The organism is Pseudomonas sp. Sample_11 (genome assembly GCF_004307505.1).
Lineage (GTDB): Bacteria > Pseudomonadota > Gammaproteobacteria > Pseudomonadales > Pseudomonadaceae > Aquipseudomonas > Aquipseudomonas atacamensis.
In genome coordinates, this window is sequence record NZ_RCOD01000082.1 from 17,350 (window position 1) to 37,989 (window position 20,640).

Below are 20,640 nucleotides of genomic sequence, written 5' to 3' on the forward strand. Positions count from 1 at the left end.
TTTGAGGTCGAAACATTTTTGTGGCGAGGGGATTCATCCCCGTTCGGCTGCGCAGCAGTCGCCAGCCCATTCAGCGCGCAGTGTCAGGCAATACGAGTTCTCAGGCTTTGGGGCTGCTTCGCAACCCAGCGGGGATGAATCCCCTCGCCACAGATGCTTCGCGCTACTGGGGTTTTTGCGTAAAATGCCGGCCTTTCGTCACACCTCACGGATTTCGCGTCATGGGCACTCTTACGGTCAACCAGAACAAACTGCAAAAGCGCCTGCGCCGCCTGGCCGGCGAAGCGGTCGCCGATTTCAACATGATCGAAGACGGCGACAAGGTCATGGTCTGCCTGTCCGGGGGCAAGGACAGCTACACCATGCTTGACGTGCTGATGCACCTGCAAAAGGTTGCACCGATCAAGTTCGACATCGTCGCGGTGAACATGGACCAGAAACAGCCGGGCTTTCCCGAGCACGTGCTGCCGGCCTACCTGAAAGAACTGGGCATCGAGTACCACATCGTCGAGAAAGACACTTACTCGGTGGTCAAGGAACTGGTGCCGGAAGGCAAGACCACCTGTTCGCTGTGCTCGCGCCTGCGTCGCGGCACCCTGTACACCTTTGCTGACGAAATCGGCGCGACGAAAATGGCCCTCGGTCATCACCGCGACGACATCGTCGAAACGTTCTTCCTCAACATGTTCTTCAACGGCACCCTGAAAGCGATGCCGCCGAAGCTGCGCGCCGACGATGGCCGCAACGTGGTGATCCGCCCGCTGGCGTACTGCAACGAGAAGGACATTCAGGCCTACTCGGACCTCAAGCAATTCCCGATCATCCCGTGCAACCTCTGCGGCTCGCAGGAAAACCTGCAGCGCCAGGTGGTCAAGGAAATGCTCCAGGACTGGGACCGCAAGACCCCGGGCCGCACCGAATCGATTTTCCGCAGCCTGCAGAACGTAGTGCCGTCGCAACTGGCCGACCGCAACCTGTTCGACTTCACCAGCCTGAAGATCGACGAGACCGCGGCTTCGCGTTTCGTCAATGTCGTCAATCTGTAAACACAACCTGTAGAAGCGAGCCCTGTGGCGAGGGGATTCATCCCCGCTGGGGCGCGAAGCGGCCCCAAAATCTCGGGGTCTGCTGCGCAGCCCAGCGGGGATGAATCCCCTCGCCACAGGGGCCTGCTTCTGCGGGTGTTATTCATTTCCAAACCTCAGGAGAGGGCATGCGCGATTACAAGTGGCTGCACGAATACTGTCTGAACCGTTTCGGTTCGGCGGCTGAACTGGAAGCCCATCTGCCCGTTCCCAAGACCCCCGCACAACTGCGCAAAATCCGCGACGACCGCTACCTCTCGACCATGGCCCTGCGGGTTTTTCGCGCCGGGCTCAAGCACAGCCTGGTCGACGCCAAGTGGCCGGCGTTCGAAGAAGTGTTCTTCAAGTTCGATCCGGAAAAAGTCGTGCTGATGAGCGCCGAACACCTTGAGCGCCTGATGCAGGACGCGCGGATCATCCGCCACCTCGGCAAGCTGAAAAGCGTGCCGCGCAATGCGCAGTTCATTCTCGATGTGGAAAAGGACAAGGGCAGCTTCGGCGCGTTGATCGCCGACTGGCCGGTGACCGATATCGTCGGCCTGTGGACGTACCTGAAAAAGCACGGCCACCAACTCGGTGGGCTGTCGGCGCCACGCTTTTTGCGCATGGTCGGCAAGGACACGTTCGTGCCGAGCTACGACGTGGTCGCGGCGCTGAATGCGCAGAAGATCGTCGACAAAGTGCCGACCAGCCAGCGTGATCTGGCAACGGTGCAAAACGCCTTCAACCAATGGCACGAACAGAGCGGCGGACGGCCGATGAGCCAGATTTCGATGATGCTCGCCTATACCGTCAACCATTGAGTCAATCTGATCGTTCCCATGCTCCGCGTGGGAACGCCGCCCGGGACGCTCCGCGTCCCTGAGACGCAGAGCGTCTCTGGATGCATTCCCACGCAGAGCGTGGTAACGATCGGTGGAGCAACTGATGGCGATCGGTCAGGCGACGCTGATCTCGCCTTCACCCGCCAATTTGCGATTCAACTGATACCGCCAGCGCACATACAACAGCGCCGAGCAGAACACCGCCAGGCTCGCGGCCATTTCCAGCAGGCCGAACAGCTGCCGGTTGGGGTCGTACGCCGCCAGGGCGCCTTTGATGAAATACAGGTTCACCACAAAACACATCCACGAATGGCCACGGGCGCTGCCCATGATCATCGCCGGGGCGAGCACCAGCCACGGGATCAGCTCGACCAGCAGAATCACCCAAGGCCGCGCGCCATGCAGGTCGGCGAACACCAGGTAATAAACAGCGAGCAAGCCGGCGAGGGCGAAAAAGCTCAGCAGGCTGAGCACGCGCATCGCCTTGACCCGTGGCTCAAGCCACTCTATCGAAGGCAGGACTTTCGGCTTCTTCGCCATCAGCCCACCAGTTTCTGCGCGGTTTTCGCCAGGCGCAGACCGAGTGCGCGACACAGCGCCACTTCGTGCTGGTCGAGACCGTTCTTGCCGTCGGCACCGGCGTGATGGCTGGCGCCATACGGCGTGCCGCCACCCTCGGTTTCGAGCAGGGCCGATTCGCTGTAGGGCAGACCGGTGATCAACATGCCGTGATGCAACAGCGGCAACATCATCGACAACAGCGTGGTTTCCTGACCGCCGTGCAGGCTGGCGGTGGAGGTGAACACGCCGGCCGGTTTGCCGACCAGCGCGCCGGTCAGCCAGAGGTTGCTGGTGCCGTCGAGGAAGTACTTGAGCGGCGCGGCCATGTTGCCGAAACGCGTCGGACTGCCCAAGGCGAGGCCGGCGCAGTTCTTCAGATCATCGAGGCTGGCGTAGAGCGCGCCTTCAGCGGGAATATCCGCCGCCACCGCTTCGCACTCGGTGGAAATCGCCGGCACTGTGCGCAGACGCGCTTCCATTCCGGCCTGCTCGATGCCACGGGCGATTTGCCGGGCCATCTCGTTGGTCGAGCCGTTGCGGCTGTAATAGAGAACCAGAATGTACGGTGTGCTCATGGCAACAACTCCAGCACGTTTTCCGGTGGGCGACCGATGACGGCTTTGTCGGCGACTTCCAGAATCGGCCGCTCCATGAGTTTCGGGTGCGCGGCGATGGCGTCGATCAGCTGCTGCTCACTGAGGCTGGCGTCGGCCAGGTTCAGGGTTTTGTATTCCTCTTCACCGCTGCGCAGCAGCTGTCGCGCGCTGATCCCGAGCTTACCGAGCAGGGCCTTGATCTGCGTGGCGCTGAGCGGCGTTTCCAGGTAGCGCACGACAGTCGGATGCAAGCCGCGGGCTTCGAGCAGTTCCAGCGCGCCGCGGGATTTCGAGCAGCGCGGATTGTGATAAAGCGTCAGATCGGTCATGGCGGGTCGCTTCTGGCGTAAAGTGGCGGCTATTCTAACTGTGCGGCGCGCAATCCAGAACCGTCAGAGGCGATGGGTCGCAGGCGCTTTCGAATTTTCACAAGGAACACGACATGACACGGCGATTGGCAGCGGCATTGACGATAATCGGGGCGTTGATGCTGGGGGGCTGCGGCAATGATTACGGCATCGACCAGAACGGCCAGAAGGTTGCGTCCGAACGACTGGACAAACAATGGGTGGTGCTTAACTACTGGGCCGAATGGTGTGGCCCGTGCCGCACGGAAATTCCCGAGCTGAATCATTTGGCTGATGAGCTCAAGAGCAAGAACGTCGGGGTGTTCGGGGTCAACTTCGACAATGTGCAGGGCGCGGAATTGAAAGAGGCGAGTGAAAAGCTCGGCATCAAGTTCACCGTGCTCGCGCAGGATCCGGCCGAGCTGTTCGACCTGCCGCGCAGTGAGGCGCTGCCGGTGACGTTCATCATCGATGACAAGGGCAAGGTGCGTGAGCAGTTGCTGGGTGAGCAGACGGCGGCGGGGGTGCTGGCGAAGCTGGAGGCGTTGCAGGCTACGAAGTAAACCGCCAGAAGCCCCTCACCCCAGCCCTCTCCCGGGGGGAGAGGGGGCCGACCGAGGTGTCTTTCGTCGTACATCGACCTGAGACACCGAGTTGATTATGGTCCCGTCAGACAGGATCCAGTCGATTATGGATTCGGCGAAGAATTACCACGTCGACATAACTCTTCAATATCCCCCAATCAGTCCCCTCTCCCTCTGGGAGAGGGCTAGGGTGAGGGCCTTGGCGATCCAGGGCGGATCAACCCTCTTCCAGCCACCAGCGCAACGGTTTGCCTTGAGCAGGCCAGAAGCGTATCTGCTCGATGGGCGAAATGTCCCAGCGCTCGACTTTTTCCAGCGCCTGCAAGAAGCGTTGTTCCTGCTCCATCAACGCCGGGGCGCAGAGCTTGCGGGTCTTGCCGATCTTGCCGAAGCTCAGCTTGTCGCCGTCCTGCGTGTACGGCGCGAACCAATGGTTGCAGCCGCCGTTGCCGTAGGCGCGGCCGTCATCGCCAAGGGTCACGGTCAGATGGCTGTAATCCATCAGTGGCCGCTCGCCGATCCATTCCAGAATGTAGCTGCGGTTGTGCTGCAGTTGCACCGGCTCTGCGGCGCAACCGACCAGGCCGACACCGATCAGTGCGGTCAGGGCGAGGCGTTTCATCACGCAGGCTCCTGGCATTTCGGGCACAGGTGCTTGTCGCCGACGGTTTTCCAGCCCAGCTCGGCGATGCGCGCGGTGGCGGCAGGTTTCTCGGCGGACTTGCCGAGTTTGGCATCCACGGCGAATTCGAAGCTCAGCTCTTTCGCGCAACTGTCGCAGTTGACCTGCCAGGTGTGAATGGCCAGTTCGCCGAACACCGGGCCTGTGGTCATCGCGGTCCATTGGCCTGGCGGATTGATCAGGTGGCGCACCGTGTCGACGGTCAGGCGCATGGACAAATCCTTGCTGCCTTTGAGCGTGACCAACAGGGCATCGCCGATACGGATCGAGCCACCGTTGCCGGTCACCTGATAGCGGCCTGGAACCAGGGCGCGGCATTCGGTGAGGGTGTGTTGCGGGTTCATCAGGGTGTAGCGGAAATCGTGTTCGACCATGGGTCCTCCAAATATGCGCGACATGCTAGCACGGGCTCGATTGCAGAATGATGCACGCGTGCGACCTTCGATCCGGTTCAAATGCGCCGACAGTCATGGCAAACTGCCGGCCCCCGAATCTGAAGGAACGGAACATGGCGCTGATCGAATGTTATGAATGCAAGCGGAGCATCAGTTCCGAAGCGCTGGTGTGCATTCACTGCGGCGCGCCGATGGCCGAACATGCCGCCATGCAGACGCAATCGACGGCGGCACCGGTGCAAGCCGCGACGATTTCCTTCGGCAGCCTGCCACGCAACAACGCAGTGCCCGAGGCGGTTGCGCCGCCAGTGTCCGAGCCTTTACCCAAAGTGATGCCGGCAGCAGCAGGGCGTCGCCGTCGTCAGCAGGCCGCAGAACAGGCCCGCGAGGAGCAGCAACCGCTCAACGCCGATGGCAGCCGCCCGGTGGAGGGCTGGCTGAAAATCATGGTGTTTCTGCTACCGGCGTTTTTCGTCTGGTTCCTGCTGCGCAACGGCCATTCCAGCAAGCAGCGCCTGCTCGGGTTCGGCTGGCTGGGCTTGCTGATCCTGGCGTCTTCGCTGTCCAAGTAAAACCGTTCAACCCTCGACCTGGTTCTGCGGCGCACCTGCCGCCCAGGTCGCGATGTTGTGCAGGGTGGTCGCGGCAATCGCGCCCAATGCTTCGCGGGTCAGAAACGCCTGATGCGCGGTGATGATCACGTTGGGAAACGTCAGCAGACGCGCCAGCACATCGTCCTGCAACGGCAGATCGGAGCGATCCTCGAAAAACAGCTGCGCCTCTTCCTCGTACACATCCAGCCCCAGATACCCGAGTTGGCCGTCCTTCAGCGCGTCGATCAGCGCTGGCGTGTCCACCAGCCCGCCACGCCCGGTGTTGATCAGCATCGCCCCGGCCTGCATGTGCGCCAGTGAGTCGCGATTGATCAGGTGCTTGCTCTGTTCGTTGAGCGGGCAATGCAGGCTGATGATCCGTGATTGCGCGAGCAATTCCGGCAGGCTCAGATAACGTGCGCCCAAGGCCAGCACCTCGGGATTGGGATACGGATCGTAGGCGAGCAATTCACAGCCGAAGCCGTGCATGATTTTCGCGAACGTTGCGCCGATCTGTCCGGTGCCGACGATGCCGACGGTCTTGCCGACCAGATCGAAACCGGTCAGGCCATGCAGACTGAAATCGCCTTCGCGGGTGCGGTTGTAGGCACGGTGCAAGCGACGATTGAGGGCGAGGATCAGCGCCACCGCATGTTCGGCCACGGCGTGCGGCGAGTAGGCCGGCACACGCACGACGGCCAGGCCAAGGCGTTTCGCCGCCGGCAGGTCGACATGGTTGTAACCCGCCGAACGCAGGGCAATCAGCCGCGTGCCACCGGCAGCGAGGCGCTCGAGCACCGGGGTGCTGAGGTCGTCATTGATGAACGCGCAGACCACTTCGTGTTGCTCGGCCAGCGCCGCCGTATCGAGGCTGAGCCGCGCCGCTTGAAAATGCAGTTCAAGCCCGGCCGGGCAGTCGGCGGCGAGGAAGCTGTCGCGATCGTAGGTCTGACTGCTGAAAAAGATTGTGCGCATGAATCCTCCTGGAACATCGACGCGGGCCGCAATGGCCCGCGACAACTGTAGCGCTTTGCTCGTGCAGCACCTTGCCATGGATCAGGCGCTGATGCGCGCCTGCGCCGCGAGTCGATTGATCGAGCGTTCCAGCTCATCCAGCGCGGCAGCGGCTTTCGGATCGTCCTGCTTGAGCAGGGTTTCGCTGCGCTGGCAGGCGGCGCGCAGTTGCGGCACGCCGCAATAACGGGTCGCGCCGTGCAAGCGGTGCACGCGTTCGAGCAGGGCATTCTGGTCGTGGCTGTCACGCGCGGCGCGTATCGCTTCGCGGTCGGCTTCCAGCGAGGCCAGCAGCATAGCGAGCATGTCCGCCGCCAGATCCGCCTTGCCCGCTGCCAGACGCAAGCCTTCTTCGTGATCGAGCACCGGCAGTTCCTGCTGACTCGCCGCGCTGTCGCCGTTGCGCTCCGGCGCCTGATTGCGCAGAGCCAGTCCGGTCCACTTCAACACCACCTGCGCCAGTTGCCGCTCGCTGATCGGTTTGGTCAGGTAGTCGTCCATGCCGCTTTGCAGCAGCGCGCGTTTTTCGTTGGCCATGGCGTGGGCGGTGAGGGCGACGATCGGCAGCGGCGTGCAATGCCGCTCGCTTTCCCACTGGCGAATGGTTTCGGTGGTCTGGCGACCGTCCATGCCCGGCATCTGCACGTCCATCAGCACTAGATCGAAAGATTCGCTCTGCACGGCTTTGACGGCCGCGTAGCCGCTTTCGACCGCGAGCACGCGGGCGCCCATGTCTTCGAGCAGGGTCTGCACCAGCAACAGATTCGCCGGGTTGTCGTCGACACACAGCACGCGCGGCGCACGGCTGGATAGCGGCTCGCCCGGTTCGCTGCGGGTCTGGCGCGGATTGACCAGATCGGACAAGGCCCGGCGCAATTTGCGCGTACACGCCGGTTTGGCTTGCAGCTGGCTGTGCGGGTTGGGTACCGACAGATGAAACAGCGTCTGTTCGGTGGTCGGGCACAGCACCAGCACTTTGCAGCCCAGGTGTTCGAGGTCCCAGATATGCTGGTTCAAGCGTTCCGGGAGCATGTCGTTGCTGGTGATGCCGATCACCGCCAGATCGATCGCCTGATCGGTCTGATGCGCGCCGGTGACGCCATTGCTCAGGCTTTCCAAGGTATTGAACGGCGTAACTTGCAGTCCGCAGTCTTCCAGTTGATGTTGCAAGGCCTGACGCGCCAGTTCGTGATTTTCCAGCACCGCCACACGGCGTCCGAGCAATGGCGCGGCGGGCAGGTCTTCGGCATCGTCGCGGGTTTTGGGCAGGCTCAGGCTGATCCAGAATTCCGAACCTTCGCCAGGCGTGCTGTCGACGCCGATCTCGCCGCCCATCTGTTCGATCAGGCGTTTGGAAATCACCAGCCCCAGCCCGGTGCCGCCGGGTTGGCGCGACAGCGAATTGTCGGCCTGACTGAAAGCCTGGAACAGCGCGCGGACATCCTGACTCGACAGACCGATGCCGGTGTCCTGAATGCTGATGCGTAGTTGCACGCTGTCTTCGTGTTCGTCTTCGAGCATCGCCCGGGCGACGATGGTGCCTTCACGGGTAAACTTGATCGCGTTGCTGACCAGGTTGGTGAGGATCTGCTTCAGGCGCAGCGGATCGCCGACCAGCGACAGCGGTGTATCGCGATAGACCAGGCTGACCAGCTCAAGCTGCTTGGCGTGCGCCGCCGGGGCGAGGATGGTCAGGGTGTCCTGCAACAGATCACGCAGGTTGAACGGAATGTGATCGAGTACCAGTTTGCCGGCCTCGATCTTCGAGAAGTCGAGAATCTCGTTGATGATTCCCAACAGGCTGTCGGCGGACTTTTCGATGGTGCCGAGATAGTCGAGCTGACGCGGGGTCAGTTCGCTTTTCTGCAACAGGTGGGTGAAGCCGAGAATGCCGTTGAGCGGCGTGCGGATCTCGTGGCTCATGTTGGCGAGGAATTCGGATTTGATCCGGCTGGCTTCCAGCGCTTCTTTGCGCGCCAGGTCCAGTTCGATGTTCTGGATTTCGATGGTTTCCAGGTTTTGCCGCACGTCCTCGGTGGCCTGATCGACGCTGTGCTGCAATTCTTCGCGAGCGTTCTGCAGGGTGCCGGCCATGCGGTTGATGCCCGAGGCCAGTTCGTCCAGCTCCTGGCTGCCGAGGGGCGGCAAGCGGGTTTCCAGATGACCGTCCTTGAGTTGCGCGACCGCTTGTTTGATCTGGCTCAGCGGACGGTTGATGGTGCGGCCCATGCGCAACGCGAGGAGGGCGGCGCCGGCAAGTCCGGCGGCGATCAGCAGCAGGCTGGCGAACAGGCTGCGATAACCGCGCAGCAACATGCCGTTGTGCGACAGCTCCAGCTCGACCCAGCCGAGCAGCCGTTCGGATTCTTCGGGAATGATTTCGCCGGCGAGGTTGCGATGCTTGCCGAACACCGGCATCAGGTAGCGCGTCGCGTCATTGCCGCTGCGTCGTTGCAGCAGCGCGCTGTCGCCGCTCGGGGCCTGATTGAGCATGGTCGGGCCGGCGTGGGCCAGTGGCGAGCGGTCCGCCGCGAGGAAGGTCACCGCGCGCACGTCGGGTTGTTCAAGGGACTGGGTGGCGATGCGTTCAAGCAGATCGGCGTCGCCGTGACCCATCGCCGGCGCCACCAGCGGCGCCAGTTGCTCGGCGATCATTTCGCCGCGCTGCATCAATTGGCTGTGCAGGTCGGTCTGCTGCGTCCAGGTGAAATAGCCACCCAGCACCAGCGCCATCAGGCTGGTCGGCAACAAGGTCAGCAACAGCACGCGACCTTTGATTCCCAGTTTCTTGAGCACGCCTATCTCCCGCATCCCGCTGATCTGTTGACACATGCGTGCATCCGGCACGCGACATGGGCGCAGTGTAGCGATTTGCAGGCGGGCAATCTTGCGGAAAATGCAGCGCCGCCCACGCACTCGTTCGTCCGACAGGCCAAGCTTGTGTTGCCCGCTGTCGGACAATCTTGAATAATCCGCCAACTGAGAATTACTTGCAGATACTCATGACTCCTGTTTCCGTTGGCCAGCCACGCATCCTTTCCATTGAAGACGATCCGGTCCTCGGCGCGTATGTGCACGAGCATCTGGGCCGCAGCGGTTTTCAGGTGACCTGGTGCCAGAACGGCCAGGAAGGTCTGAGCATCGCCCAGTGCCAGCCTTTCGACGTGGTGCTGATGGATATTCTGCTGCCGGGGCTCGATGGTCTGCAGTTGTTGACGCAATTGCGGCAGAGCCATTCGACGCCGGTGCTGTTGATGTCGGCGCTGGGTGCCGAGGCCGATCGCATCAGCGGTTTCCGCCTCGGTGCCGATGACTATCTGCCCAAGCCGTTCAGCATGGCCGAGTTGCATGTGCGCATCGAAGCGATCCTGCGCCGCGTGGCCTTGGATCGGCGCCCGCCTGCGATTACCGCTGCGGTGGTCAGCGGCACCCTGCGTTTCGATGACGAACACTGCGACGTGTTCTACCGCGAGCAAGCGGCCGGGTTGACCCGCAGCGAATTCCGTCTGCTGGAAACCCTGCACCGCAACAACGAGGAAGTGCTGAGCAAGGCCTTCCTTTATCAGCACGTCCTGCAACGCGGCTTTGCGGCGCACGACCGCAGCCTCGACATGCACATCAGCCAGATCCGCCGCAAACTCAAAGCCATCGGTTACACCGAGCGCGAAGTGCGCACGGTGTGGGGCAAGGGCTACGTCTTGAGCGGCGCCGATGAAACTGTCTGAGCTGCCGGGGCGGCATTCGCTGTTCTGGAAACTGGCGTGCCTGCTGGTGGCGTTCTGTCTGCTGATGATCTGGCTGAGCTGGTCGTGGGGCCGCTACATGGAGGAGCGCAATCAGTTCCTCTCCAGTGACGCCCGCAGCACCCTCAGCCGTTATGCCGCGCAAGCCGAACAGGCGTGGCAGCGCGGCGGGCGCAATGGCGTCGATGACTGGTTGCAAAGCATGGAATTGCGCGAGGCCAGTTGGGTCGGCGTGATCGGCGCTGATTTGCAGTCGCTGAGCAGCCAGCCGTTGAACGCGGCAGAGGTGCAGCACCTGACCTTTTTGCGCGGCCTCGACTGGCCGATCCACAAGAAGGGCCGACCTTGGCTGCGGGTACCGTTCCCGCAGGATCCGGCCGCCGGCATTCTGGTCATCGAGTTGCCCGAACGCTTTGTTCCGGGCAAGTACCGGGTGTTCTGGCGGGTGATCACCAACGGTTTGATTCCCGGGCTGTTCACTCTGTTGCTCTGCGTCGGCCTGTATCGCCTGTTGGTGGTGCCGCTGAACAACCTGCGCGAACAGGCCAACGCCTGGCGCGCCGACCAGTTGAATGTGCGCCTGTCGAGCGGCATCACCCAGCGCCCGGATGAACTCGGTGAGCTGGCGCGGGCCTTCGATTCCATGTCCGAGCGCCTGCAAAGCACAGTCGCCCTGCAACAGCAGTTGTTGCGCGACCTGTCTCACGAACTGCGCACGCCGCTGAGCCGCCTGCGCGTGGCCAGCGAAAGCGAACAGGGCTTGCCGCAACTGCGCGAACGCATCGGCCGCGAAGTCGACGGCATGCAGCGGCTGGTCGAGGACACCCTGCAACTGGCCTGGCTCGACACCGACCGCTCGCCGTTGCCGGATGAAGCGATCCAGATTCAGGCACTGTGGGAAATGCTCACCGACAACGCCTGCTATGAAAGCGGCTGGCCGAGTCTGCAACTGCAATGCTCGGTCGAGGCATCGTGCTGGGTGCGCGGCAACCTCAATACCTTGGCGCAGGCGCTGGAAAACATCCTGCGCAACGCCATTCGTCACTCGCCCGAGGGCGGCATCGTGCGTCTCGGTGCACGGCGCGATGGCGAGTATTGGCATTTATGGCTGGAGGATCAGGGCGGCGGCGTGGCTGACGAAGATCTGCAGCGAATCTTTTCGCCGTTCATTCGATTGGATGGATCGAGACCCGGGGATGGTGGCTTTGGCCTGGGTTTGAGCATTGCGCGCAATGCGGTGCAGCGCCAGGGCGGGTTGCTCTGGGCGGAAAACACCGGGGCGGGGCTGCGGTTGAATTTGCGCTTGTTGGCGGATGACGGCGTCGCCCATGCGGACGCCTTCGCGAGCAGGCTCGCTCCCACAATGGCTGCGCATTCGCCGCAGATCGCATAAGCAACACTCATCCCCTGTGGGAGCGAGCCTGCTCGCGAATTCCAAGCAGCACCACGAGAACTGAGTGTTGCGCAAATAAAAGTCGCACCACTGGTGAGACTTTTGTCCCTTATTCCCATAAACCATAAGCACCGCACTTTGCGTGATATGGCCTGCGCGGGTTTGCCGGTATGATAGGCGCCCCCGCACGTCTGGATTGCGAATACGCCATGACCTTGCAGTACCCAACCATCGCCGATTGCGTCGGCAACACGCCGCTGGTGCGTTTGCAGCGCCTGCCCGGCGCTACCAGCAACACCCTTTTGCTCAAGCTCGAAGGGAACAACCCGGCGGGTTCGGTCAAGGACCGCCCGGCGTTGTCGATGATCACTCGCGCCGAGTTGCGCGGGCAGATCAATCCCGGCGATACGCTGATCGAGGCGACCTCCGGCAACACCGGCATCGCGCTGGCGATGGCCGCTGCGATCAAGGGTTACAAGATGATCCTGATCATGCCGGACAACTCCAGTGCCGAGCGCAAGGCGGCGATGACCGCTTATGGCGCCGAGCTGATCCTGGTGACTCAGGAAGAGGGCATGGAAGGCGCCCGGGATCTGGCCCAGCGTATGGAAGCCGAAGGCCGTGGCAAGGTGCTCGACCAGTTCGCCAATGGCGACAACCCCGAAGCGCACTACACCACCACCGGCCCGGAAATCTGGCGTCAGACCCAGGGCAGCATCACCCATTTCGTCAGTTCGATGGGCACCACCGGCACCATCATGGGCGTGTCGCGCTACCTCAAAGAACAGAGCGACAGCGTGCAGATCGTCGGTCTGCAACCGATGGAAGGCTCGGCCATTCCCGGCATCCGCCGCTGGCCGCAGGAATACCTGCCGAAGATCTATCAGGCTGACCGCGTCGACCGCATCGTCGACATGGCGCAAAGCGAAGCCGAAGACGTCACCCGGCGCCTGGCCCGCGAAGAAGGCATCTTCTGCGGCGTGTCCTCGGGCGGTGCGGTGGCAGCGATGCTGCGCTTGTCCAAAGAAGTTGAAAACGCGGTGATCGTCGCGATCATCTGTGACCGTGGCGACCGTTACCTGTCGACCGGCATTTTCGACGCGCCGAACTGATGGCCAAACACGAGAGAGGCCTGCGCTTCCAGCCCACCGGCGGCAGCAAGGCGCCACAGATCCCGACCGGCAAAAAGCAGCGCTTGAGTATCGAGCGCCTGGCCAATGACGGTCGCGGTATCGCGTTTTTCGAAGGCAAAACCTGGTTCGTCCTCGGCGCCCTTGCCGGTGAAGAGGTCGAAGCACGGGTGCTCGGCGCCCACGGCAAAGTGGTCGAGGCGCGTACCGAACGGGTATTCATTGCCAGCGAATTGCGTCGTCCGGCAGCGTGCGCGCACTTTGGTCGCTGTGGCGGTTGCAGCGTTCAGCACTTGCCCCACGACGAACAGCTCGCCCTGAAACAGCGCATGCTCGCCGAGCAATTGTCGCGGGTGGCCGGTGTCGAACCTGAAGAGTGGGCGGCGCCGCTGACCGGCCCGGAATTCGGCTACCGTCGGCGCGCGCGCATCGCCGTGCGCTGGGATATGAAGGCAAAGAAACTCGAAGTAGGTTTCCGCGCCGCCGGCAGTCAGGACATCGTCGCGATCAGCGAATGCCCGGTGCTGGTACAGCCCTTGCAGCCGATCATGACCCGCTTGCCGGAGATGCTGCGGCGCTTGAGCAAACCGCAGGCGCTGGGCCATGTCGAGCTGTTCAGCGGCTCATCACTGGCGGTATTGCTGCGGCACATGGCGCCGTTGTCCGAAGCGGATCTGAGCATCCTCAAGGATTTCTGCCAGTTCCACGAGGCGCAGTTGTGGCTGCATGGCGAAGGTGAACCGCAACCGGTCGAGGCCGGTCAGAGCCTCGGTTATCGCCTGGAACAGTGGAATCTCGAGCTGGCTTATCGGCCGGGTGACTTCGTTCAGGTCAATGCCGGGGTCAACGAAGCGATGATCGCCCAGGCGCTGGACTGGCTGAAACCGACGGCTGAAGAACGCGTGCTCGACCTGTTTTGCGGGTTGGGAAATTTTGCGCTACCGCTGGCCAAAAGCGTCCGTGAAGTGGTGGCTGTGGAGGGCGTGCAGACCATGGTCGAGCGGGCCGCTGCCAACGCCGTCAGTAACAATTTGCATAACACAAAGTTTTTTCAAGCCGATTTATCCCAGCCTTTGAGCGATGCCCAGTGGATCGGAAACGGCTTTTCTGCGGTACTCTTGGACCCACCGCGTGACGGTGCTTTCGAGGTGGTGCGCAAGCTCGCGACCCTGGGTGCCAAGCGGTTGGTATATGTGTCGTGCAACCCGGCCACGCTGGCGCGCGACACGCAGGAATTGATCAAGCAGGGCTACCGGTTAAAACGTGCCGGGATTCTCGATATGTTTCCTCAGACGGCACATGTCGAGGCCATGGCGTTATTTGAAGCGAGCCAGGACGGCTCGTCTGAATCCGTCTGATCTGCCCGCGCAGCGCTCGCCTGAGCCCCGCGAGCGCGAACGGACACTGAGGATCAGCGATTTGACGCATTGAATCTGCGTCGTAGGGAAGGTAAAGCAGCATGGTACAGGTGAGAGCACACCAGCCGATCAACACCGACGGCAGTATCAATCTCGAGGCCTGGCTCGATCACGCGGTCAGTGTCGATCTGGCACTGGATCGCGAGGCCTTGAAAGAAGCCTGCGAGTTCGCTCGCGAGGCCGAACAGCAGTCCAATGCGAAGAAGAACCTGTGGGCCGAAGGCTCCGGCAGTTTCAGCACTGGCCTTGAGATCGCCGAGATCCTCGCCGACCTCAAGCTCGATCAGGATTCACTGGTCGCCGCCGTTTTGTATCGCGGCGTGCGTGAAGGCCAGATAGAGCTGGCGGCCATCGGCCAGCGCTTCGGTCCGGTGGTGGCCAAGCTGATCGACGGCGTGCAGCGCATGGCGGCCATCAGCGCCAGTCTCAGCCCACGGCAATCGATGGTCATGGGCACCCAAGGGCAGGTCGAAAACCTGCGCAAGATGCTCGTGGCGATGGTCGATGACGTGCGCGTTGCGCTGATCAAACTGGCCGAACGCACCTGCGCCATCCGTGCGGTGAAAACCGCCGACGATGAAAAGCGCAACCGCGTCGCTCGCGAAGTCTTCGACATCTATGCGCCACTGGCGCATCGCCTCGGCATCGGTCATATCAAATGGGAACTGGAGGACTTGTCCTTCCGTTATCTGGAACCCGATCAATACAAGCAGATCGCCAAGTTGCTCCACGAGCGGCGGCTGGATCGCGAGCGCTTCATCAGCGACGTGATGACCCAGCTCAAGGACGAATTGCAGGCCACCGGCGTCGACGCCGACATCAGCGGCCGGGCCAAACACATCTACTCGATCTGGCGCAAAATGCAGCGCAAGGGTCTGGAATTCAGCCAGATCTATGACGTTCGCGCGGTGCGCGTGCTGGTGCCGGAAATGCGCGACTGCTACACCGCGCTCGGCATCGTCCACACCCTGTGGCGGCACATCCCGAAAGAATTCGACGACTACATCGCCAACCCGAAAGAGAACGGCTACCGCTCGCTGCACACGGCGGTGATCGGTCCGGAAGGCAAGGTCCTCGAGGTGCAGATCCGCACCCATTCGATGCACGAAGAAGCCGAACTCGGCGTCTGCGCGCACTGGCGCTACAAGGGCACCGACGTCAAATCCGGCTCGAACCATTACGAAGAGAAAATCTCCTGGCTGCGTCAGGTGCTTGAATGGCACGAAGAGCTGGGTGACATCGGCGGTCTGGCCGAGCAGTTGCGCGTCGACATCGAGCCCGATCGGGTTTACATCTTCACTCCCGACGGGCACGCCATCGACTTGCCGAAAGGCGCGACGCCGCTGGATTTCGCCTATCGCGTGCACACCGAAATCGGCCACAACTGCCGGGGCGCGAAGATCAACGGCCGTATCGTGCCGCTGAACTACAGCCTGCAGACCGGCGAGCAGGTCGAGATCATCACCAGCAAGCACGGCACGCCGAGCCGCGACTGGCTGAACCCGAACCTCGGTTACGTCACCACCTCGCGGGCGCGGGCGAAGATCGTTCACTGGTTCAAATTGCAGGCTCGCGATCAGAACGTTGCGGCCGGTAAAACCCTGATCGAGCGCGAACTCAATCGCCTCGGCCTGCCGGCGGTGGATTTCGACAAGCTGGCCGAAAAGGCCAACATGAAAACCGCCGAAGACATGTTCGCCGCCCTCGGTGCCGGTGACCTGCGTCAGGCGCATCTGGTCAACCTTGCCCAGCAATTGGTCGAACCGGAGCGCGGCAACGAGCAACTGGAACTGATCCCGCGCAAGGCGACCGGTTACAAACCGGGCAAGCGTGGCGATATCCAGATCCAGGGCGTCGGCAACCTGATGACGCAAATGGCCGGCTGCTGCCAGCCACTGCCGGGCGATGCGATTGTCGGTTACATCACCCAGGGCCGTGGCGTGAGCATTCACCGCCAGGACTGCGCCTCGGTGCTGCAACTGGGCGGGCGCGAACCGGAGCGGATCATTCAGGTCAGCTGGGGGCCGGTGCCGGTGCTCACCTATCCGGTGGACATCATCATCCGCGCCTACGACCGTTCCGGGCTGTTGCGTGACGTCTCGCAGGTGCTGCTCAACGAGCGCATCAACGTGCTGGCCGTCAACACCCGCTCGAACAAGGAAGACAACACTGCGCTGATGTCGCTGACCATCGAGATCCCCGGTCTGGATGCGCTCGGGCGGCTGCTGGGGCGGATTTCGCAATTGCCGAACATCATCGAAACGCGACGTAACCGTACTCCGTGAAGATGACTCTGATCCCATGTGGGAGCTGGCTTGCCAGCGATGCAGACAACTCGGTCTCTCAGGAGAGTCGAGGTGATGCAATCGCTGGCAAGCCAGCTCCCACAGGATTTTGTGGTGAGCCTGATAAATGATGTATTCACTCGAAGACCTGCTCCACCTGATGTCCCGCCTGCGCGATCCGCAGTTCGGTTGCCCGTGGGACATCAAGCAAACCTACGCGACGATCGTCCCGCACACCCTCGAAGAAGCCTATGAAGTGGCCGATGCCATCGAACGTGGCGATCTCGACCATTTGCAGGGCGAGTTGGGCGATCTGTTGTTTCAGGTGGTGTATTACAGCCAGTTGGCCAAGGAAGAGGGGCGGTTCGAATTTGCCGGGGTGATCGACAGCATCACGCGCAAACTGATCCGCCGTCATCCGCATGTGTTCCCGACGGGCGACCTGTATGCGCCGCTCGACGTGCCGCGCTTGAGCGAAGAGCAGGTCAAGCAGCGCTGGGAAGAGATCAAGGCCGAAGAGCGCGCCGAGAAAGCCTCGGCGCCCGAGCAGTTGTCCTTGCTCGACGACGTGCCGGCCACGTTGCCGGCACTGTCGCGCTCGGCCAAGTTGCAGAAGCGCGCCGGGCAGGTCGGTTTCGACTGGCCGGACGCTTTGCCGGTGCTCGACAAGGTGCGCGAAGAGCTCGATGAAGTGCTCGAAGCCATGTCCGAAAATGACCCTGTAGCGGTGGCCGACGAGATTGGCGACCTGCTGTTTTCCGTGGTCAATCTGGCCCGGCATCTGAAGGTCGATCCGGAAACCGCTCTGCGCGGCGCCAATGGCAAGTTTGAAAGACGTTTCCGTTTTATCGAACAGGCATTGCGCGACACCCACCGTCCCATGGAAGATTGCACCCTCGAAGAGTTGGACGCCCTGTGGGGCGAAGCCAAACGCCAGGAAAAGAATGAGCCCAGCTGCGGCTGAGCCGTTGCCCAAGTGAGTAAGCATTGATGAGCCTTTCCCTTCGCGACCAGTTGCTCAAAGCAGGCCTGGTCAACCAAAAGCAGGCCAAGCAGGTCAGCAAAGACAAGCAGAAGCAACAACGCCTGGCCCACAAAGGCCAGGCCGAGCTGGACGATTCGCAGCAGCGCGCCGCCCAGGAAGCCATGGCCGAGAAGGTCAAGCGCGACCAGGAGCTGAACCGTCAGCAGCAGGAGAAGGCCGAGGCCAAGGCCCGCGCCGCGCAGGTCAAGCAGTTGATCGAAGTCTCGCGTCTGCCCAAGCTGACCACCGAGGACTACTACAACTTCGTCGACGACAAGAAGGTCAAGCGCATCTCGGTCAACACGCTGATGCGTAACAAGCTCAGCAGCGGTTCGCTGGCGATCGTGCACCACAACGGCGGCTATGAAGTGATTCCCCGTGAAGCGGCGCTGAAGATCCAGGAGCGCGACCCGCAGCGCATTGTCCAGCTCAACGTGCAGACCGAAGAGGTCAACGCTGAGGACGATCCGTACGCGGCGTACCAGATCCCTGACGATCTGATGTGGTAAATCCACGGCTGTAACAACGACGAACCCCGCTCATGGCGGGGTTTGTCGTTTTCAAATGCTGTGTTGTTTCAGGCGGACTTCAGTTCTCGTTGCTGTTCCTGCACTTCCAGTTCGGCCTTGTAGTTATGGGCATCTATTTCGTTGTGGAACATGCCGACCAGCAAGTCTTGTTGATGCACATCCCAGATACGGATGCCGGCGGCCAGGCCTTCGTGGGACATGTGTGAATCGTCGCGTTCAGTTACTTTTACAGTCATCTGCTAGCTCCAAATCTCAAGTTACTGCACCAAGGCGTGTGCAGGACTCTGTTATAGGATTTGTTAGTCAGCTAAGTAAACCGCCAATTGGCGCAAGGTGTTGTTGCGGATTTCGCAACAGTGCTGGAGGCCGCGTAAACCGCGACATTCGGTCGCAGGGCGGTAAGTTTCATGACAGAAGTTTCATCTCCAGAACACCCTGAAACCCTGTCTTTGATCGTTCCCACGCTCCGCGTGGGAATGCCTCTGGGGACGCTCCGCGTCCAGTGACGCGGAGCGTCACGGGCTGCATTCCCACGCAGAGCGTGGGAACGATCAACAACACGGACCGGAAGTTTTCCGGCTGATTTTCGCAGGCCAAAAAAAACGCCCCGAACCAGTCGGGGCGTTTTCATGTGCGGCTCAGCGGTGGGGAATTACTTGCCTTCCCAGCGCTTCAGCACCAGCGTGGCGTTGGTGCCGCCAAAGCCGAAGCTGTTGCTCATCACGGTGTTGATGGTGGCGTTCTCGCGGGTCTTGGTCAGCACCGGCAGATCGGCCACTTCCGGGTCGAGCTCGTCGATGTTGGCGGAGCCGGCAATGAAGTTGCCTTCCATCATCAGCATGCAGTAGATCGCTTCGTGTACGCCGGCGGCGCCCAGGGAGTGACCGGACAGGCTCTTGGTCGAGCTGATCGCTGGAGCCTTGTCGCCGAACACTTCACGCACACCTTTCATTTCCGCAACGTCGCCGACCGGAGTCGAAGTGCCGTGGGTGTTCAGGTAGTCGATCGGGGTGTCGACGGTGGACAGCGCCTGCTGCATGCAGCGGATCGCGCCTTCGCCGCTCGGGGCAACCATGTCGTAGCCGTCGGACGTTGCGCCGTAGCCAACGATCTCGGCGTAGATCTTCGCGCCACGGGCCAGAGCGTGTTCCAGCTCTTCGACGACAACCATGCCGCCGCCGCCAGCGATGACGAAACCGTCACGGTCCTTGTCGTACGCGCGGGAAGCTTGTTCCGGGGTGTCGTTGCGTTTGCTGGACAGGGCGCCCATCGCGTCGAACAGGAACGACTGGCTCCAGTGCTCTTCTTCACCGCCACCGGCGAAGACGATGTCCTGCTTGCCCATCTGGATCTGTTCCATGGCGGTACCGATGCAGTGAGCACTGGTGGCGCAGGCAGAAGCGATGGAGTAGTTCAGGCCCTTGATCTTGAACGGCGTGGCCAGGCAAGCGGAAACGGTGCTGCTCATGGTCCGCGTTACACGGTACGGGCCAACGCGCTTCACGCCTTTCTCACGGAGGATGTCCAGCGCTTCCATCTGGTTCAGCGTGGAAGCACCACCGGAGCCGGCGATCAGGCCGGTACGCGGGTTGGACACTTGCTCTTCGGTCAGGCCGGAGTCAGTGATGGCGTCTTTCATGGCCAGGTAGGCGTAAGCCGCTGCATGGCCGACGAAGCGATAGATCTTGCGATCGATCAGCTCTTCAAGGTTGAGGTCGATGGAGCCGGAAACCTGGCTACGCAGACCCATTTCAGCATATTCCGGGTTGAACCGGATGCCAGGGCGGCTTGCACGCAGGTTAGCGGAGACGGTCTCTTTGTCATTGCCCAGGCACGAAACGATGCCCAGACCAGTGATAACGACGCGGCGCATGCGAATAACCCTTAGAAGTTGTCAGTGGAGGTGAACACGCCGACGCGCAGGCCTTCGGCGGTGTAGATTTCGCGTCCGTCGACACTGACCGAACCATCGGCGATGGCCATGTTCAGCTTGCCCTTGAGGACGCGTTTGATATGAATGTTGTAAGTGACTTTCTTCGCGGTCGGCAGCACCTGACCGAAGAATTTCACCTCGCCCGAACCCAGCGCACGGCCGCGGCCCGGCAGGCCTTGCCAGCCCAGGAAGAAACCGACCAGTTGCCACATGGCATCCAGACCCAGGCAGCCCGGCATCACCGGATCGCCTTCGAAATGGCAGGCGAAGAACCACAGGTCAGGGTTGATATCCAGCTCGGCGACCAATTCACCTTTGCCGTACTTGCCGCCTTCTTCGCTGATATGGGTGATGCGATCCACCATCAGCATGTTCGGGGCGGGCAGTTGCGCGTTACCTGGGCCGAACAGCTCACCGCGACTGCAGCGCAGCAGGTCTTCCCGAGTAAAGGCGTTTTGTTTGGTCATGCGAGCTCCTCAATAATCCCATGCGGCAGGTGGGGC

Annotated in this window: 21 protein-coding genes; 11 read left to right on the forward strand and 10 right to left on the reverse strand. The window is 61.7% G+C overall.

Translation table 11 applies throughout. The features are described 5' to 3' along the window. Positions 1-221: 221 nt before the first annotated feature. A complete protein-coding gene (gene ttcA, locus D8U60_RS22650) occupies positions 222-1,046 on the forward strand; it encodes a tRNA 2-thiocytidine(32) synthetase TtcA (protein ID WP_024013975.1) in 825 nt (274 codons plus the stop codon). Between the two features lie 167 nt (positions 1,047-1,213). After that, entirely contained in the window at positions 1,214-1,888 is a 675-nt protein-coding gene (locus tag D8U60_RS22655; protein WP_016773632.1) for a DNA-3-methyladenine glycosylase I, read from the forward strand. 135 nt (positions 1,889-2,023) lie between these two features. Here the strand turns inward: D8U60_RS22655 and D8U60_RS22660 are convergent, their stop codons facing one another. Genes D8U60_RS22660 through arsC form a run of 3 tightly spaced genes read right to left on the reverse strand, consistent with a single transcriptional unit; the run spans position 2,024 to position 3,395 of the window. Then, positions 2,024-2,449: a DUF2069 domain-containing protein gene (locus D8U60_RS22660; RefSeq protein ID WP_076563849.1), complete on the reverse strand. Its 426-nt coding sequence runs from the start codon at positions 2,447-2,449 to the stop codon at positions 2,024-2,026. Further along, complete coding sequence (gene wrbA, locus D8U60_RS22665) at positions 2,449-3,045, reverse strand: NAD(P)H:quinone oxidoreductase (protein WP_122611650.1); 597 nt, start codon at positions 3,043-3,045, stop codon at positions 2,449-2,451. Before wrbA ends, D8U60_RS22660 begins: the two co-directional genes overlap by 1 nt. After that, positions 3,042-3,395, reverse strand: coding sequence for an arsenate reductase (glutaredoxin) (gene arsC / locus D8U60_RS22670; protein WP_130900989.1), 354 nt, complete (start codon positions 3,393-3,395; stop codon positions 3,042-3,044). Before arsC ends, wrbA begins: the two co-directional genes overlap by 4 nt. Before the next feature lie 113 nt (positions 3,396-3,508). Between arsC and D8U60_RS22675 the strand changes: the two genes are divergently transcribed. Next, positions 3,509-3,976: a TlpA disulfide reductase family protein gene (locus D8U60_RS22675; RefSeq protein ID WP_130900990.1), complete on the forward strand. Its 468-nt coding sequence runs from the start codon at positions 3,509-3,511 to the stop codon at positions 3,974-3,976. A 238-nt stretch (positions 3,977-4,214) separates the two neighbouring features. Here D8U60_RS22675 and D8U60_RS22680 read toward each other — a convergent pair whose 3' ends face one another. Continuing rightward, complete coding sequence (locus D8U60_RS22680) at positions 4,215-4,619, reverse strand: META domain-containing protein (protein WP_016773637.1); 405 nt, start codon at positions 4,617-4,619, stop codon at positions 4,215-4,217. Continuing rightward, the gene (locus tag D8U60_RS22685; RefSeq protein ID WP_130900991.1) at positions 4,619-5,053 is read right to left on the reverse strand and encodes a hypothetical protein; all 435 of its coding nucleotides are present in this window, start codon (positions 5,051-5,053) and stop codon (positions 4,619-4,621) included. The genes D8U60_RS22680 and D8U60_RS22685 overlap by 1 nt, the downstream gene beginning before the upstream one ends. A 134-nt stretch (positions 5,054-5,187) precedes the next feature. On the opposite strand from D8U60_RS22685, the gene D8U60_RS22690 reads away from it, so the two are divergent. After that, positions 5,188-5,646, forward strand: a complete 459-nt coding sequence (locus tag D8U60_RS22690) for a hypothetical protein (protein ID WP_130900992.1) — start codon at positions 5,188-5,190, stop codon at positions 5,644-5,646. 6 nt (positions 5,647-5,652) lie between these two features. On the opposite strand, the gene D8U60_RS22695 is transcribed toward D8U60_RS22690, so the two are convergent. Further along, positions 5,653-6,642, reverse strand: coding sequence for a 2-hydroxyacid dehydrogenase (locus D8U60_RS22695; protein ID WP_130900993.1), 990 nt, complete (start codon positions 6,640-6,642; stop codon positions 5,653-5,655). A gap of 81 nt (positions 6,643-6,723) precedes the next feature. Continuing rightward, positions 6,724-9,477, reverse strand: a complete 2,754-nt coding sequence (locus D8U60_RS22700; RefSeq protein WP_122752293.1) for a response regulator — start codon at positions 9,475-9,477, stop codon at positions 6,724-6,726. 206 nt (positions 9,478-9,683) lie between these two features. On the opposite strand from D8U60_RS22700, the gene D8U60_RS22705 reads away from it, so the two are divergent. The 7 genes from D8U60_RS22705 (at position 9,684) to D8U60_RS22740 (ending at position 18,183) form a co-directional block, all read left to right on the forward strand. Next, positions 9,684-10,406, forward strand: a complete 723-nt coding sequence (locus D8U60_RS22705; protein ID WP_130900994.1) for a response regulator transcription factor — start codon at positions 9,684-9,686, stop codon at positions 10,404-10,406. Continuing rightward, positions 10,393-11,817: a sensor histidine kinase gene (locus tag D8U60_RS22710; RefSeq protein WP_130900995.1), complete on the forward strand. Its 1,425-nt coding sequence runs from the start codon at positions 10,393-10,395 to the stop codon at positions 11,815-11,817. Before D8U60_RS22705 ends, D8U60_RS22710 begins: the two co-directional genes overlap by 14 nt. Positions 11,818-12,026: 209 nt before the next feature. Next, entirely contained in the window at positions 12,027-12,929 is a 903-nt protein-coding gene (gene cysM, locus D8U60_RS22715; protein WP_039757833.1) for a cysteine synthase CysM, read from the forward strand. Continuing rightward, positions 12,929-14,305, forward strand: coding sequence for a 23S rRNA (uracil(1939)-C(5))-methyltransferase RlmD (rlmD, locus tag D8U60_RS22720; protein WP_130900996.1), 1,377 nt, complete (start codon positions 12,929-12,931; stop codon positions 14,303-14,305). The genes cysM and rlmD overlap by 1 nt, the downstream gene beginning before the upstream one ends. A gap of 101 nt (positions 14,306-14,406) precedes the next feature. Beyond that, positions 14,407-16,650 carry a GTP diphosphokinase gene (gene relA / locus D8U60_RS22725; protein ID WP_041479585.1) on the forward strand — a complete coding sequence of 748 codons (2,244 nt, stop codon included), beginning with the start codon at positions 14,407-14,409 and terminating at the stop codon, positions 16,648-16,650. 130 nt (positions 16,651-16,780) lie between these two features. Continuing rightward, entirely contained in the window at positions 16,781-17,614 is an 834-nt protein-coding gene (mazG, locus tag D8U60_RS22735) for a nucleoside triphosphate pyrophosphohydrolase (RefSeq protein ID WP_024013963.1), read from the forward strand. Positions 17,615-17,640: 26 nt separating this feature from the next. After that, positions 17,641-18,183 carry a DUF2058 domain-containing protein gene (locus D8U60_RS22740; protein ID WP_016773645.1) on the forward strand — a complete coding sequence of 181 codons (543 nt, stop codon included), beginning with the start codon at positions 17,641-17,643 and terminating at the stop codon, positions 18,181-18,183. Between the two features lie 68 nt (positions 18,184-18,251). Here D8U60_RS22740 and D8U60_RS22745 read toward each other — a convergent pair whose 3' ends face one another. The 3 genes from D8U60_RS22745 to fabA all read right to left on the reverse strand — a co-directional run bounded on the left by D8U60_RS22745 (position 18,252) and on the right by fabA (position 20,604). Then, positions 18,252-18,440, reverse strand: a complete 189-nt coding sequence (locus D8U60_RS22745) for a hypothetical protein (RefSeq protein WP_016773646.1) — start codon at positions 18,438-18,440, stop codon at positions 18,252-18,254. Between the two features lie 416 nt (positions 18,441-18,856). Beyond that, on the reverse strand, positions 18,857-20,077 hold the full coding sequence (fabB, locus tag D8U60_RS22750) for a beta-ketoacyl-ACP synthase I (RefSeq protein WP_016773647.1): 1,221 nt from the start codon (positions 20,075-20,077) through the stop codon (positions 18,857-18,859). Between the two features lie 11 nt (positions 20,078-20,088). Further along, on the reverse strand, positions 20,089-20,604 hold the full coding sequence (gene fabA / locus D8U60_RS22755) for a 3-hydroxyacyl-[acyl-carrier-protein] dehydratase FabA (RefSeq protein WP_024013962.1): 516 nt from the start codon (positions 20,602-20,604) through the stop codon (positions 20,089-20,091). Positions 20,605-20,640: the final 36 nt, after the last annotated feature.